Source organism: Herbivorax alkaliphila (assembly GCF_030848475.1).
Classification (GTDB): domain Bacteria; phylum Bacillota; class Clostridia; order Acetivibrionales; family Acetivibrionaceae; genus Herbivorax.
In genome coordinates this window covers 1-16435 of the sequence record NZ_JAVDDS010000004.1, presented here as the reverse complement: position 1 = coordinate 16435, position 16435 = coordinate 1, and the positions used below count along the sequence as shown (strand labels likewise).

Below are 16435 nucleotides of genomic sequence, written 5' to 3'. Positions count from 1 at the left end.
GTATAATTTATTATGCTTGAAAAAGTAAATTTCATCATGCGGTCGTGGTGGAACTGGCAGACACGTACGCTTGAGGGGCGTATGCGCGAGCATGTGGGTTCGAGTCCCACCGTCCGCACCAAAAAAAGCTACTAAAATATAATTATATTTTAGTAGCTTTTTTAAAAGGAAAAAACTGAATCTTCTCTCTTAGATTTTTTACTTTGTTGCAAAACTCATAAGTAAAAATAAAGAACCCCAGTAATTTTTACTGGGGCTCAAAATAAATCTAAAATATAAATCTATATTAAAAAGGCTAAGTCTAAATTAATCTTTTACATCTAAAAGAATTTTACCAACCTCTGGAGCAATTATACAGTAATTCATATGTTCTCCATCAATTTCTCCCGATAGTATTACATGATTCTCATTTCCATAGCTTGTTAACTTAATATTTGAACCGTTTTTAAATTCCACTTGAATATTATTACCTGCCAGCATCATAATATATGCTCCAGTATATGTTTTGCCTGAATTTAATACATCTATTATTTCCTTTGCTTCTTCATCGGTAAATGTCTTTATTTCTTCATTCATTAAGGAGAATAGCTTCATTTCTTTAACTAAATCAGCAGGTATAGCATTTCCCATTTCATTTAGTGACTTATCAACCTCATCATTTGGCTCTATACCACTCTCTGAATCTATTATTTCTCCATCTACTTTTACTATATCATTTTTATTGAATCTAATCAACACATTTGGGTATGTTATTGCCATAGTTACAAAACTATTTTCATCAGGTTCCATTACTTGGGCATAAACATGTGCTTCTGTAGGTGATGGTTCTGTTATTCTGTGTATTTTTACATTATAACCGCCTGTCATTTTTTCACCGGCAGATATAAGAGCATATTTCCAATCTCCATCCTTTAATGTATATATGCCTTCTTTTTTGTAGTTATTTTGATACCATTTTGACAAGACCTCATTTTCATTTATTTTTGTTCTATCTATAATTTCAAAATCTACTTCTGAAACTCTATCTTCTGGTATCTCCCCTTCAATTTCTGTGTTTACAATCATAGCTCTTTGCGCTGAATCCCAATCAACTTCTGCACCTAAAGTCTCACTTACAAAGCGTCCTGGAATAAAAGTTCTGTCATTTACAATTTTTGCAGCAACATCAAGTTCTACTTTTTCTTCTTTTCCTCCCTCTCTTATAACTGTTGCAATGTCACTTCCAATATACAATTTAATACTAATGTCATCCTTATCAACTGTAACATATCTTTCTTCTCCATTCCAACCCACATCAGCACCCAATTCTTCCATAATACCACGTAAAGGTATTAACGTTCGATCATTTTCAATAAAAGGTTCTACATCTAATTGAAGCCAATTACCATTAACCTGAATAGGAATACCTTCTGTTACAGGCCTTATTTCAACTTCTGAATCCTTTTTTTCATCATCAACAGGTAATAAAACTGGTTGATTTCTTGATTTGTCATCTACAGGTTCATCCTTAAGCACTGCCCATACAGCACCTGTTGTTACTATTGTACAACAAATACCTATAGCAGCTACCCTTTTTAACCTAAACATATAAATCACCCTCCATAAAAACTTATTTGTATAATTAGACGCCTACTATTTATAATTTGTTTCACTAAAAAAAATTAATTTTATGTAAAATCAGCTCTTTTTCTTTTAATTCTATTGTGAGTAATTAACCTCCCTAAATAATTAAACTAATTTATCATGTATCGCGTAAATCCCCTTTCTTCAGATATGGGGATTTAATCGTAAATCTTTTAAAATCTTCTTAAATAATACTCGTATTATTTAAAATTAAGGTATATAATGCAAGTATTGAATATAAATCTAATAATAATATAGTGTATTCACGTAAGTATCATGTGGCTTGGTGTCCTAAATAATGCAACATCATTTTAAAACTAATATTGATTCCTTCACAGCTCAAAAGATATTAATAAGAGTTTGGAAGTCAAATGTTAAACTTCTTGAGTTAGCTGATAGGGTTCAATATATAGAAAATAAAAAAGACGTCTGAATACACTCTATAAATACTGTCAAAATTATCATTTATATTATTTATGCTTGCATTATTTAAGTAACTTTCATTATGTTTACTAATCTTTTCAGAGTGTCTATTTAACATATACATATTCTTCATAATTATGCATAATATACTTAACAATATTTAGAATACATCGCCATATAATACCATTGTCAATGCATGTTACCTAAAAATTTTGAAATATACTAATTATAGTCTTGATTTTTTTATATTTTTAATGAGAACTATAGTTTTCTTCGAAATTTTCGTAAAAATATTGATTTTTTTATTGTTTGGTTATAATATTAATATATAATGACTTGTGGAGGAATAACACATGCTTTTAATGTTTAAAGTGAAAAACTATACTTCATTCAAAGAAGAAATATTTTTAGACATGAGATCTACAATTTATAAACAGCACCCTTCCCATGTTTTAAAAATTGATGAAAATTTTGGACTATTAAAAACAATAGCAATTTATGGTGCTAATGCTTCAGGAAAATCTAATTTAATTTCTGCTATGTTTCTTTTTGAACAGTATATTTTTCAACAATTTATTTCAAATACTAAAAATACAAATACTGATTTTGAAAATAAAAAAACAGAAGTTAAATTAGAGCCGTTTTTGTTAACTGACCATGTTAATGATGTTTCTGAGTTTGAGATTGTCTTTCATCGTAATGGTAACTTAATACAATATGGGTTTGAGTGTACTTCTAAAGAAGTTATAAATGAATGGTACTATATTAATGATAAAAAAGTATTTGAACGTAAAAAAACAGAAATATCTTTAGGCACAAAAGAATACCAAAAAATTTTAAAACAATACAGTAAGGTTCCAAAAGAAAGACTATATTTGTCAGTTTTGGATTATTTTTTAGAAAATAAAAACAAGGAAATAATTCTAAAGGATTTTATAGATTTTTTTAATAATGAATATAATGTATTCTTTGAAATCTGGTTTGAATCCAGTGTGAAAAAAGTAGTTGGAGCAGTAAGTTTAAGCAATAAATTAGTTAATGATAAAAACTTCAGGCTCAAGGTAGAGCAGTATCTAAAAAAAATAGACATAGGAATAAAAGGTCTTGATATTAAGCTAAAAACAGTTATTGACGAGAATGATGGTAAAGAAAAAAGAAAAAAAGTGGTAAAAACCATCCATGATATATATGACGAAAATGGAAATATTGTTGGAGAAAAACACTTTGATTTATTTCAAGAATCCACAGGAACTCTAAGGTTTTTAGCCTATATACAAAACATAGTGGAACTCACCGAAAATGGTGGAGTGTTTATTGTGGATGAATTATCCGCAAGGTTACATCCACTTTTGACAAAACTAATTATTGATATATTTCAATCTAGTGAAAATAAGAAAGCTCAGTTAATATTTACAACTCATGATGTCTCTTTATTAAACAAAGAACAATTCAGACGTGATGAAGTTGTATTTGTTGATAAAAATTATCAGGGAGAATCAAAAGTATATGCTCTTTCAGACCGAAAAATTCGAGAAGATGCTACTTTCAACAAGGACTATCTACAGGGCAAATATGGAGCTATTCCAATTTTTAAGTATGATGATATTTTAGGTGGTGAAAAAGATGGGAAGAACTAAATTATCACCACGTAGGCTTGTAGAGTTTGAAAAAGAATATTTGGGTAAGATTTTAATATTCTGCGAAGGAAAAACAGAAAAAAATTACTTTGATTATTTCGTAGAAATAATTAAAAACAATAAATATACTGATATCAAAGTTGAAATTCAAAATGTACACGGGAATTCTCAAACAGTATATAATTATGCTGAACATTTTTTGAGTAAGGAAGAGAATAATAGAAAATATATGAATTATAAAAAATATCTTGTTTTTGATTGTGATGATCCTCCAAACATCCAATCTGTTATTTTGAAAATTCTATCATCAGATACAGATTACACTCTATTAGTTTCAAATTATTTTTTTGAAATATGGTTACTAATGTATTTTGAGAAAGTTAAATTTGAACTTAGAAAAAATGAAATATCTCAAAAATTAAACAATCATTTGTCTACAAATTACAAAAAAGGTGCTAAAGGAATAATAAGAGAAATCATCTTAAAAGGTAATGTAGAAAAAGCAATTGAAAATGCTGAAACATTAGCAAAAAAATATAAGTCAGAAGGAAAAACACTAAGCTTAAATATAACTGAAATGAATCCTTATACAAATGTACATACCTTAGTTAAACAACTTATGATGGAAATCTCATGATAGACTTTTAATTAGACACACTGATAAGCTGTAAGTATATTGTTAATTTACACATTTTCACTTACAGTCTATCAGTCTCCTTATACTACAGCCTCTTATTTTTTTAAACTAAAAAATATATTAAAAATTATCTCTTACAATTTTCCATGCATTAGAAATAGCAACTCTAAATAACCTATCTGGAACTAATATTGCTTTTTTATAATTATCAATTGAATTAACGGCACACATTGCAGGGTAAATAACTATTGGCTTAACTTTTTCATTTATTTTAATCTCAAAGCCATCTTCTTTAGGTGTTTCTATAATCCCGCATTCATTTCCATATTGTAATTTAATTATAGTATCAAGCAAGGTTAAGTACTCTTTTTGTTGGCTAACAGACAATTGCTTATCAATTTCCCCATATCTAAGCCATTGTAATAACTCTAGACCGGACTTTCTATCAAGAGATCCCTTTATTGATTGATTCCAAAAATGTTGTATACATTTAGGACATGCGGTTTCACAATCACAATCATTCAACCTTTTTTCAATACCATCAAAAACGTCATTAATTAGCTCCCCAACTCTAGTTGAATAGCCTGCACCACTTGACAAACTATCATATAAATAAATTTCTGCATATATGCAATTTCCATTATATCTTAATCTATATCCACATTTTAAATCGCTAAATTCTATATCAAGTTCTTTACTTGCCGCTAATGCAAGAGCTTCTGAAAACGTTGTTAATGCTGGTATTACCCATATATTCAATGTTTCCTGAGAAATATTAATTTTATCTGCATCAAGTTTTATCTCCAACACCAGCATATCTGTGTTAAATTCATAACCTAAATAAATATTCTCTCTTGTATGAGAACATGTTTGGGTATCATTTTTAAAAAAGGGTATTTTATATGGTCTCTTTCTTTTTCTTTTATCATCTTCTAAATTTTCCGCAGGCTCAATAGCACCACATTTATTACACAAGTCAAACCCCTCATCATTAGGCCCTTTATTTATCATTACAAGTAACTGATTTTCTCTGTTTTCCATTTTTATTAAACCTGTAGAAAATATTGTTTTCATTTCACTCAAGTTCTTAGGCATTGATGAATATGAAGGAATGCTAACAGTTGAATATTCTTGCATATCACGCGTTTCAGGTATATTAACACCATCCCTTGGTGCAAATCCCCAAGGCTTTATTAATTTATGCTTTTCAATTTGACTGCTACATAATGGACAATTTAATCCTTTATGCTCTAAGCCAAACCATCCACAATTTGTATTAGTACAACAATATACCTGCTTATTATACTCATTTATTTTTAACCAAGGTTCTGCTGCTTTATATCTAAAATCTTTATCATATTTAGTATAACGATCATATAATGCTCCAGATATATATGATTTTTTATTAACAACAAGGATTCTTCCTGGTGCGTATTCGCTAAGTGCTAAATCAATACTTCTTTCTGGACTTTCCACTTTACCATATTTGTCTTCTATCCAAAAACGAACTATATTTCTAGGAAACGAATAAGTTGGCAATAGTCCTTCTGAGAAGAGTACATCCATAAGCATTACACTACCAGTTTTTTCATCAACAATAAAAGAATCTTTTATTTTATAAATCTGAGGATTGTTATTAACTTTCTTACTTATGACCGACATATCTTTTCCTATTCTTTCCTGATAGCTAGTCCAATCTAAATTAAGATTATATGGAACAAGTATTTTCGTTCTGTCCTTATCCAATGGCGTTTTTTGCTTTATCCATTTAATAAAATCAGTATAATTTAAAGAATTTTCTAAGTCAAAAAAATATATTACACCAATAAAATCAAGACTTTTTCCATTTATATTTAAGTACTCCTGTAACAGCACTAAATTCATATGTCTATAGACAAGTCTAAAATTGCTTGTATCAATCCATGGTGTTCTTGGTTCTCCTGCAATAATTTCATCAGGATTTTTAAAATACCATGAATCATGTGGTCCATCTTCTGTATATGTAACAATTGTTGAAACTGCAGCACCTTTTCTTCCTGCACGTCCTGCACGCTGCTGATAGTTTTCTCTCATAGGCGGGACATTCCTAAGCCCTACAGCTGTAAGTGATCCGATGTCAATTCCCACTTCCATTGTAGTAGTACAACTAAGAATGTCAATAGGCTCACTATTACCTTCTACCATAATGTCTCTAAATCTCATCTCATATTCTTCAGTTGTTACCATTATTTTGCTTTTTTGATCTTTATGAGACAATTGAGCTGTATGTTCTTCAGTAACAACATTTTTAATCTTCATTCCATTAACAGCATTTAAAACAGGATTTCTCCAAAAAGCATATCTCGATAGTTCTTCACAAGATATATTCACAAGATATTTATCGCTACCACAATAAATACAACTATCAAACAATTTAAATGTAGATGTACCTGAACACCTGTTACATCGGTACCATGTTCCTTTTTCATTTGTCTTAAGTGTAAGTCTTCCAGGTAAAATATACTTTCTGTTATGATTGTTTTCTGGACTTTTGTTAGTGTCTGTTAACAAATCAAATTTCTCACGTAATATTTTTATTTGTTGATCAGATATACTATATCTCTTCATTAACTTTTGAAGGTATATTGGGAAATTTTCTTTTTCATCTATTCCAAAACCTCCTTTATCATAAGGTAAAATACTATTTCTTATATCATCTTCTAACTCTGGAAATACTGCAATATTTTTCACTATTAATTTTTGAATCCATGCATTATATATATCTCTTATTACTTTAATATTAATATTAGTTTGATTTTCTACTTTTTCTAATACATCTTCTTCTAATTCTTCGCCATCTTCACCACCTTCAACTAAAAGTACTTGTCCTAAACATAAATTATTAAATGATCTAAAATTGTCACTAATATTTTTTAAAATTAATTGATAAAACATTTTAGGTGCAGTTCCAATTTTACTAGACATTCGAGTATATCGCAACGTATCTTTACTTCCATATAATTCAGAATATTTTTCTATATGGGACATAAAATCAGCCTTTTCATCTCCATAAAAAAAACTAAGCTCATTGTCATGAACAACTTTTAAAAACGCATAATACAATAAACTTAAAGGAAATGTTCCACTACCATATTTTTTTTCTAAAAGCTTCGCTGCAATAAATAATGATTGTCTTCCTGCATCTCCATCTGAGGCAATTGTAATATCTCTTGCAAGTGTAGCTGCACGTTGGCGACTATCCGAAAATAGCAATACTTTCTTTCCTTTATGTTTCAATTTTTCATCTTTTACTGGCTGAGATTCAAACTGTTCTGTTACAATATTTGCAAATGGCTCATTACCTCTAGTTCTAAAGGGCGTAAGTTTTGTTTTTTCCCTTCCACAATTAGGACAAATTCCAAACGTATACATTTTTGAATTCATATCTATTTTAGTTGGAATTAAAACTTTAATAAACTGCTTATTTTCTTCATATTTTTCGTCATCAAACAAAATACCTGTTTTAGAATCAATATAACCAAATCTAGAGTTTTCCATGGCTTTACTATTTTTTGAGTCATTTTTAAATATATCTTTCCTTCCCTTTGGAACTACCCATAAATGAATTTCCTTAGGCTCAAATAAAAGTTTATTTCGTTCTTGCCATAAAAAACATAGTGAGTCACTCTCATCCTTAAAAGCACGAATAAATAAAGTACCACACCTTCTATCACATACTAATTCAAAAACTCTTGCACCACAATGTTCACATTTCAATCTCAACTTCTCATCTATATTACCAAGTTTTACATCCATAACATCATGGCTATTCTTACATTCAGGATTTATACAAGCAAAAATGCCTCCTAATCCTTTAAATAATAAGTGTACTCTTGATGGTAATAATACTTTACCTTGAACTGATTTTGCCATAGTGCCAAGTAAAAGCATGATTTCTGTTGCTTTTTCTGCATCTTTAGAATTTGCATTTTTAAATAAATGCTTTGATATTTTTTTAAATTCTATTCCCTTTCCACTACAATAATTTATTAGCTCAAGCATTGGTGGATAATTTGATAAGTTATTATAAAGCCACTCATTTATATTTTCTTCAACCTTTCCCCAGCTAAATTCGTTTGATAATATTTTTAACTGTTCTTTTACCTCTTCATTACTCCCCTGTAATTTATCATAATCAAGTTTAAGAAGAGAATAAATGTCTTTTTCATTGCCTTTTTCATTCCTATCAATACATTCAGATTCTCCTTCTTCTATAAAGTTTATTTTTCTTCAAATATCTCTTGTTTTCATAGAATTTCATTATTTAAACAAAAAGCTTTATGCCTCGTATTATTGAAAAATTATCTTTAACCAATTCTTGCCCTGTTAAGCCACATGCAAATTTCTTTAATTCTTCTTCCTTACCTTTCGGAACGCTTGCACTGGTTAGAATACATTTTATCTTATCTCTATTTACATTTAACTTATCCATTAATCGCCTTATTAAAAGGGATACTTCCCCCCCTGAAGCTCCCCTATACATGTGAGCTTCATCCATGACTAAAAGCAATTTATTATCTTTACAGCAACTTAACCACTCTATTGTCTTTTCCCAAAAACTTTGTTCAATAGGTCGCATCATCATATATTCTAGCATACAGTAATTAGTAATTAAAATATCTGGACATATATCCTGCATTTCACCACGTGTATATAACTCTGCGTCATTACTTGAAGCTTTTTGAATATTATCTTTTAATTTTTTTACAAAAACCTCTAAATTTTTAGCTGGAATTCTTCCGATTTTAAACAATTCCAAATAAACTTCTTCATTGCAATTTAAATAAGTTTTTGAAATTAACTTTGCTAGATTCTTATTTTTATTAATATCATTTTCACCAGCATAAGGAGTTCTTCCAGTATACATTCCAAATCTAGGTCTTCTTGTATTATTACCAGCATAAGATTTAATAATATTCATATATCTATCTTCTGAATGCCCAATAATATTACGTATTCTACCTAACTGGTCAGATACAAGTGCATTCATTGGATATAAAATCAAGGTTCGAATACCTTCCTTTTCCCATGTCTTTGGCTTTGTAATAGACTCTCTTATTATATCTGTTAACATAGGCCAAATGAAACATTCAGTTTTACCTGAACCTGTTCCAGTAGTCACAAGTAAATCTTTGCCTTTGTAAAATTCTTCAATAGCTCTGACTTGATGGTAAAAAGGAGTTCTAAATACACCAAGATTGTTTTCAACCAGCTTATCTAAATAATTCTTTATATTATTTGGTAAAGCTGAATTTTCAAATCCGTCTTCTAAAATTTTATAACTTTTTGTAGCTTCTATAAAAGGTTCTTTAAACAACACATCATTTTTACTCAATAATTCTTTTGTTGCTTCAATTAAAAGATCATTTTCCGCAAAATACTGCGTTTTGATATAATTAGATAATTTTTCTTTTAACCTTTCATGTGTTTTTCTTATACCAAGCTCTTTCACACCTTTACCTCCTAATAATATTTTTATAATTTATCATGATACCTAAATTATTTAATATATTTTTTAGTTCATTCCAGAGAAATTTTGGAACTATTCTGTAATGAATATCATTATAATTTCTCCATGGCCAGGAAAACATCAATAATAAACGTCTTTCAGTATTCGGAAGCATGCTATTACAATGCAATACAATATGGTCTTCACAAATTTCAGCATTAAAAACTGCTGGTAAACTATTGTAACAACCCATAGAATAGATTATTCTACATAATTCCTTCTCATCTATGTACCATTGATCAATCCTTGCAACTTTAATTCCTCTAGAATCATTACGAATTAAAAAATAGCCTCCGTTAAAGTCTTTATTTTTAAGGAGTGAAACTCCTTCTGGTAATTTAGAAATATTACAATCTATCCAAGTCTTTGAATACCAACCCCTTTGCTTCAAACTCAAAATCAAATATATACCATCCAGTGTTTTTTCTTCCCAAATCGCATTAATAATTAATTTTTCAAAATATTCTTTTGCACTATATTCAGACAGCATAAATATTTTTTTATAATTTTCAGAAGAATTTAAATTTTGTTTCCATCTTCCCATGCCTACACAACAAATCTTTTCGCTCATATAATCTATATCTGCCCCACCTAGAATTAACTTATATTTTGAAAATGCAGCTGTCCTTTTTGGAGAAATAATTAATCTTCTAACATCAATTAATTGAGATATCTCATTACAGAAAATTAAATCCTTAATTATTTTACTGGCTAACTTGCTGGCTTTTTCTTCATGCAAATCAGATTTTATCCACATATCAGAACACGATATTGACAATAAAAGTCCATCTGCAACTTTTGCTAAATTTGATTGAACATGCATAATATCAATATCGTGACAATCTAACTCATTAATCTCTCTTTCGCAAGATATATCAGTATAAGATTTTCCTAACAATTGCACTCTTGCCCATTCACAAAGGGCTGAATATATAAGTCTATTCCCATACTCTTCTAAAGTTTCTTTTTTAAATTTTATTATATTTAAATCACTAGATATCTTTTTAATCAAAGATTTGCTCATTTTATTCTCCTTTAAGAACATGAATTAAATATTTATCCAAAATATTGCTGTGATTAATTATATTTTTTTCAATTTGTTCATATATTTCTTCAGCATCACAAAGAACTCTCAATTCTGATTCCACATAAATTTCAAAAGATTCTTTAATATCAGAAAACTTATTCATATATGCAATAATAATTGCTCTTAAAACTAAATATGAACTACTAAAATTTGATTTGCATAATAACTTTTTAATTGTTTTATATTCTTTTTCAAAACTATTAAGTTGGCAAAATTTATAAAATATTTTTCTAGAGTTTGCAAATATAAAATCCCTTTTTTTGACTATCCCAAATTTGTCTATGCTAACAATTGCTAAATAATACAGTAAGTTTTTAGGCATATATTTTATTGAATCTTCATTCTCCGTTGATATCATCAATAATTTATCATCAGCCCCATGTTCTGTTTTTCCCCTTAATAGTGGTAGTAATGAATTTTCATTCATAGTACCTACAGCATCTTCAATCAAAACTGCATTAGTTTTAGCCAAATTATAAATTTCGATAAGTTCATTTGAATTTGTATATCCACTTGGTAAAGTTATAATATACGGAATCTCTCCACTATAAGCTGTACTTATAGCAGATGCTATATCTCTAGATTTATATCCACATATTAATGGGATCATACCAGATGCTAAAATAGCAACTATATAATTAGCAATTTCATCAACCTTACACTTAACTCCGATATTTTCTAAATTTTCTGCTATACACTCAGTAAAATCATTTATATCTTTAGTTTTTTCAATATTTTCAGCTTTTATATTTTCTTTTATGTATGGTAAAACAGTTCTTACACAACTATCTGTAGTTTTATTTGAAATGAGTTTAATCATTGAATCTTCTAATGATTTTTCAATTAATCTTTCATCAATATTATTAACAAATTCACTAATTGTTAAATTATACTCATAAACTTTATTCTCCAACTCAAGTTTCTTTTTTTCAAGAATTTTTATTTCATCTTCTATCTTATTCTCTTTATTTTTAAGTTCTTCACATGTATTATTCAATTTTTCTTGAGACTTTAACAACATTTGATTTTCAATTTTCCATAGCTTATATGCTTCTTCAGAAAAATCCCGATACCTTTTTTCTAAAGACTTATTTAGTTCTTTAACAGTTTGATTTCTATTATCTAAATCTTTTTTTAAATTGAATTTAATTTCTTCTGATTTCAAAATTGAACTATTTAGCATTTCAATTTCTTTTTGTAATTTTGCTATTTTTTCAGTATATTTTTTTTCTTCTTCATTATTTTTTTCTTTTAATTTATTTATTTCCTGTTCTTTTGCTTTCAATTGCTTTTGAAACTCTTTGTTTTTTACCAATATTTTATTAATTTCATTTTTATGTTTTCTCTTTACATCAGATAACTGTATTTTAAATGAATCTGATAAGTCACTTTCAATTTCACCTTTAAGCTTCTTAGCCTCTAATTTAAATCTCATATCATATTTTATATATTCTTCTTGTTCATCTGTTAATTCATGGTTTATAAGTTTAAAAAATACTTTTATATATTCAGGCTTTAAAAAATCTAATATAATTTCAATTAAATCACCAAAATCATTAATATTATTATTTACTAAAACTTTATTAAAATATTTTTTATCCTTTGCTTTTTCTACTGCTTCTTTTACAGTAGTTATTTGAAAATTAGCATAATCATTAATTAAATCTATTGTAAACATATTACCTTCTAAAGCATCTTTATAAAAAGTATTTCTAACTTTTTTAAATAATAAATTTGATTTTGTCGTTATAGTACACCCTCTTGTTACCTCTCTAAAATGTTTTGGATATTTTTTTACAATAGAAATTATACTTGCAGGTGGAAGTGAGTCTATTAATAATTGTAATTCCTCCTCATTTAGCTTATCTAATACATTGTTTTCAGATATACTTTTATTTAGATTCATTACACAACAACCTCCTCATTAGATTATCAAGATATTTAATAGCAGAAACAGGTACAGAATTTGTTTTTATCCACTTTTCAACTAATCTAAAAACATTTTTATTTGATTCATTTAAATTTTTTAAAAGCAAATGCATCAACATAATATTTTTATTATTTGCACTCACTGTAGAGTCACAACAAATATACAACTTTTTATACTCCTGTTCCCAGTCTATTTCACTATCAATCTGTTTTTTTACAAAATTTCTCTCAAAAAGATATTGTTTAAACCCAAACGCTCCACTATTTATAACTATCCGTCTGTAGTAATTTACAAATTCAAGATAACTTCTGCTAGAAAACAAAACATAATTTCCAATACTAACTGTAGCAATAAATTTAACATTAGATTCAATTCTTAATATACTATCTTCGGGAGGTTGCTGATTTTTATCTAAGAAATCAAATTCATTTTCATCATTATCTTTAATAACAATATTTAATTTAACTGTCGGCTTTTTCAAAAGTTTATGGTTATATAAAATATTATATTTAATTTCAGGCAAACTGCTTTTTCCATTAGATAAACCAATAGCATTATTGTTAGAAATAAACATTTTAATCATATCCTTTTTTTTGCTTATTTCACTCACTTTGCAAGAATCTTCACAATAAACATAATTACTACTTGAATTTTTCAAATGTAAAAGGAATGCTTCTCTTTGATTAAAAGTTAAATCATTTCCAGTAAATATACTCGGAGGCCACACTGGTATTAATTCATCTGCTTTTTGGCATAATTTATATCCCTTTCCTTCAATAAAATTTTGAGCTTCTTTTGTAAAAAACTCTACTTTCATTTCATAAACACTATATATTACTTTGTTTAAACTTTTTCTAAGTGATATAGAACCTGTTTTTGTGAATTCTATTCCACAAACAGACGGTATTTTATTTAAAATTATTCTATACGATTTACCTACATATACATCTGACTTTATTGCCAATCTATACCCTCCGTTTTTGCACGAATGATATAGGTCATTTTTTATATCTATACCTCTAATGCCCCAAAGCCATTTTCTTTTAATTTCTAACAAATCATCCATTTCAGGCTCACACTTTATATCAATCCATGGTTCTATAGTTGTTACTCTATAATAATTTAAATTATCAATGCTATAAACTACTCTGTCAAAATTATTTTTTGCATTTGTGTTTATATGGACTTTTGCTCTAACTTTTTTTAATTCATTTAAAACTGAGACACTTACACTAGGAAAATATGCCCGCAATTCAAAAATATCATTTTGACTGCACAAATAAAGAGGGACTCCTCCATTGTTAATATAGAGCTTGTCCACATTATTTTCTATTTTGTTATTTTCATGATATTCTGGACATGTCCTCTGAAGAGGTGTTCTATCATGAATAGGCTTATGATAAAAACAAGCATTTAGTCCTTTTCGAATATATACAGTATCTAAACAATCTGGACATTTATACTCTATAGAAGAATCTGCATTATAATGATGAACTTTTTTTCCATTTGCATCAAGAGCATACTGCATAACAACCTCCTATATTTATTGATTTTTTTTGACTAAAAATCAAATCTGTCTGCAAATTCAAGATTATTAATAAATTTCAATTTTTCTCTTTTTGAATCCAATAATTCACTCAAATCTAACTCCATTGCATCCTCATGAAAATTAACTGAATAATTATTATGACGCTTATCAATAGTACCCTCAATACTATCTTTGTGTAATTTTAGTATATTATGAACTATATGTTTAAAAATACTATCAAAATCTTTTCTATCTTTGTTTTTATATACATCTTTTGGACTAAAAGGAATAATTTCATCAGTAAAATCTAATTCAAATTTATAATCACCCTCTAAAAACTTTTGATATTTATCATATGCACCTATTCGTAAAACAGGAAATAAGGAATAAATACTACTCAAAATTTGTAATTTCATCATACTATACGGTGAAAATTTATAGTCATTTGATAAATCACAAAAGTTACTCCTTGGAAAAATAATATGCAAATAATACATCAACTTATTTATATCTCTCAAACTCAAATTATACTGAGTAACTAAGGCCTTTAAATATGGAATAAAAAACTTCTCTGTTACCTCACTTTTAAATTCAAATTTATTAATTAAAAAATCAAGGTAAATACTTCTGTCTGGCTCTGGTAATGAGTACTCAAGATCAATAAATCTTCTTAAATAACCAACAGAATCCACTTCATTTCCATACAACAACTTTACACAATGTCTTAATTGAGATTTATCAAGTGAAAGAATAAAAATATACCCTTCAATATTAAATAGATGTTTTATTCTTTCAAGAGTTTCTATAGCATATGTAGGTCTACATCTATCAAGTTCATCAATAAAAAAAATAATTTTTTTATCTATTGATTGTTGATAATTTTTTAATTCTTCTTTAAATTTTTCTTTCGCCTGAGCTTCTTCCTTATATTTTTCTAACTCAATACTCCCTATTTCTCCTGCTAATTCAACTATTTTTTCTTTATTAAAATCACTTATATTAAGTTTTTCAGTATCTATTAAACCATGGGTTAAAATTTTTAATGCTATTGGAACTGACTTTTTTATAAGATGTTTTCCCACTTCTTTTATTTTTTCAGTTTTATAATTTTCCATTGACGACAAACTTTTTTCCATATTACATATAATTGATACTAGTGGGTCATTTGAATCATCATTTTCCCAAGCACTAAAATATACAGTCTTATAGTCTCCAATATTATCAAGCTTTTTTCTCCACATATTTACAAAAGTTGTTTTGCCCATTCCCCAATTTGCATCAATACTAATAACCAAATTGTCATTAGACTTTTTTATCAGGCTTTCTAAATTATCTGCTACAACTTCTCTGTTAAATTTATCATTTTTAAAAGGATTTTCAGCATTAATTTCAATGTGTTCAAAACTATTACTCATTAAAACACCTCCGTAAAATAAAAGAGCTAGAAAAATCGCCTTGAGAACATTTGGATTTTTGCTAGTTAATAAACAATTAAACTAAACATATAGACTTAGTGCTATTTTATCATTAATTGTCGCATTTTGCCAGTGTTTTTTTTAATTTATTCTAATAAACATAACTACATGCTTAATTGCAAATAAATTATTATCATTTTAAAAAGAAAAAATACCCTAGTTGTGGGAAAAGCACGACATTGATCAGCCTAAAATGTCCCTTCTGTAAGTATAATTATTATTGTTAATGAGTTGTTAATTTGTATAATATAAAATTTAAGATAGCTTTTATCAGTCTGTTCTGAATGAAAAAACACTTTTATTTTAATATTAATTAATACTATCTTCTATTTTTTTACTTAAGCCAATACATTCTTTTATTTTCCTTTAAATACTTTGATATATAAAGAAGGCTTTAAAGCGGAGTAAATTCCCCACTTTAAAGCCTTAATATAAGAAATTTCTATAATTTCACTAAGAAAACTGACTGCTTTTAATTATTGAACATTAAAATATTTGCCCGACGTTTGTCAAGACAGATGTCGGTCAGAAAAATTGCACGAAGTAA

At 27.8% G+C, this 16435-nt stretch carries 9 protein-coding genes and 1 tRNA gene; 3 read left to right on the top strand and 7 right to left on the bottom strand.

The features are described 5' to 3' along the window. Positions 1-38: 38 nt before the first annotated feature. Positions 39-121: transfer RNA gene (locus RBH29_RS02060), tRNA-Leu, on the top strand. A 185-nt stretch (positions 122-306) separates the two neighbouring features. On the opposite strand, the gene RBH29_RS02055 is transcribed toward RBH29_RS02060, so the two are convergent. Further along, positions 307-1587 carry a stalk domain-containing protein gene (locus tag RBH29_RS02055; RefSeq protein ID WP_306694783.1) on the bottom strand — a complete coding sequence of 427 codons (1281 nt, stop codon included), beginning with the start codon at positions 1585-1587 and terminating at the stop codon, positions 307-309. Between the two features lie 812 nt (positions 1588-2399). Between RBH29_RS02055 and RBH29_RS02050 the strand changes: the two genes are divergently transcribed. Together RBH29_RS02050 and RBH29_RS02045 are read left to right on the top strand one after the other, a co-directional pair. Continuing rightward, entirely contained in the window at positions 2400-3683 is a 1284-nt protein-coding gene (locus RBH29_RS02050) for an AAA family ATPase (RefSeq protein ID WP_306694782.1), read from the top strand. Next, positions 3670-4320, top strand: a complete 651-nt coding sequence (locus RBH29_RS02045; RefSeq protein ID WP_306694781.1) for an RloB family protein — start codon at positions 3670-3672, stop codon at positions 4318-4320. Before RBH29_RS02050 ends, RBH29_RS02045 begins: the two co-directional genes overlap by 14 nt. 120 nt (positions 4321-4440) lie before the next feature. On the opposite strand, the gene RBH29_RS02040 is transcribed toward RBH29_RS02045, so the two are convergent. The 6 genes from RBH29_RS02040 to RBH29_RS02015 form a co-directional block, all read right to left on the bottom strand. Then, positions 4441-8361, bottom strand: a complete 3921-nt coding sequence (locus RBH29_RS02040) for a DUF1998 domain-containing protein (RefSeq protein ID WP_306694779.1) — start codon at positions 8359-8361, stop codon at positions 4441-4443. A gap of 262 nt (positions 8362-8623) precedes the next feature. After that, the gene (locus RBH29_RS02035) at positions 8624-9811 is read right to left on the bottom strand and encodes a DEAD/DEAH box helicase (RefSeq protein ID WP_306694776.1); all 1188 of its coding nucleotides are present in this window, start codon (positions 9809-9811) and stop codon (positions 8624-8626) included. Between the two features lie 4 nt (positions 9812-9815). Then, positions 9816-10892: a hypothetical protein gene (locus RBH29_RS02030; protein ID WP_306694775.1), complete on the bottom strand. Its 1077-nt coding sequence runs from the start codon at positions 10890-10892 to the stop codon at positions 9816-9818. 1 nt (position 10893) lies between these two features. Next, the gene (locus tag RBH29_RS02025; RefSeq protein ID WP_306694774.1) at positions 10894-12861 is read right to left on the bottom strand and encodes a coiled-coil domain-containing protein; all 1968 of its coding nucleotides are present in this window, start codon (positions 12859-12861) and stop codon (positions 10894-10896) included. Further along, complete coding sequence (locus tag RBH29_RS02020) at positions 12848-14413, bottom strand: hypothetical protein (protein WP_306694773.1); 1566 nt, start codon at positions 14411-14413, stop codon at positions 12848-12850. Before RBH29_RS02020 ends, RBH29_RS02025 begins: the two co-directional genes overlap by 14 nt. A gap of 32 nt (positions 14414-14445) precedes the next feature. After that, on the bottom strand, positions 14446-15828 hold the full coding sequence (locus tag RBH29_RS02015; protein WP_306694772.1) for a KAP family P-loop NTPase fold protein: 1383 nt from the start codon (positions 15826-15828) through the stop codon (positions 14446-14448). Positions 15829-16435: the final 607 nt, after the last annotated feature.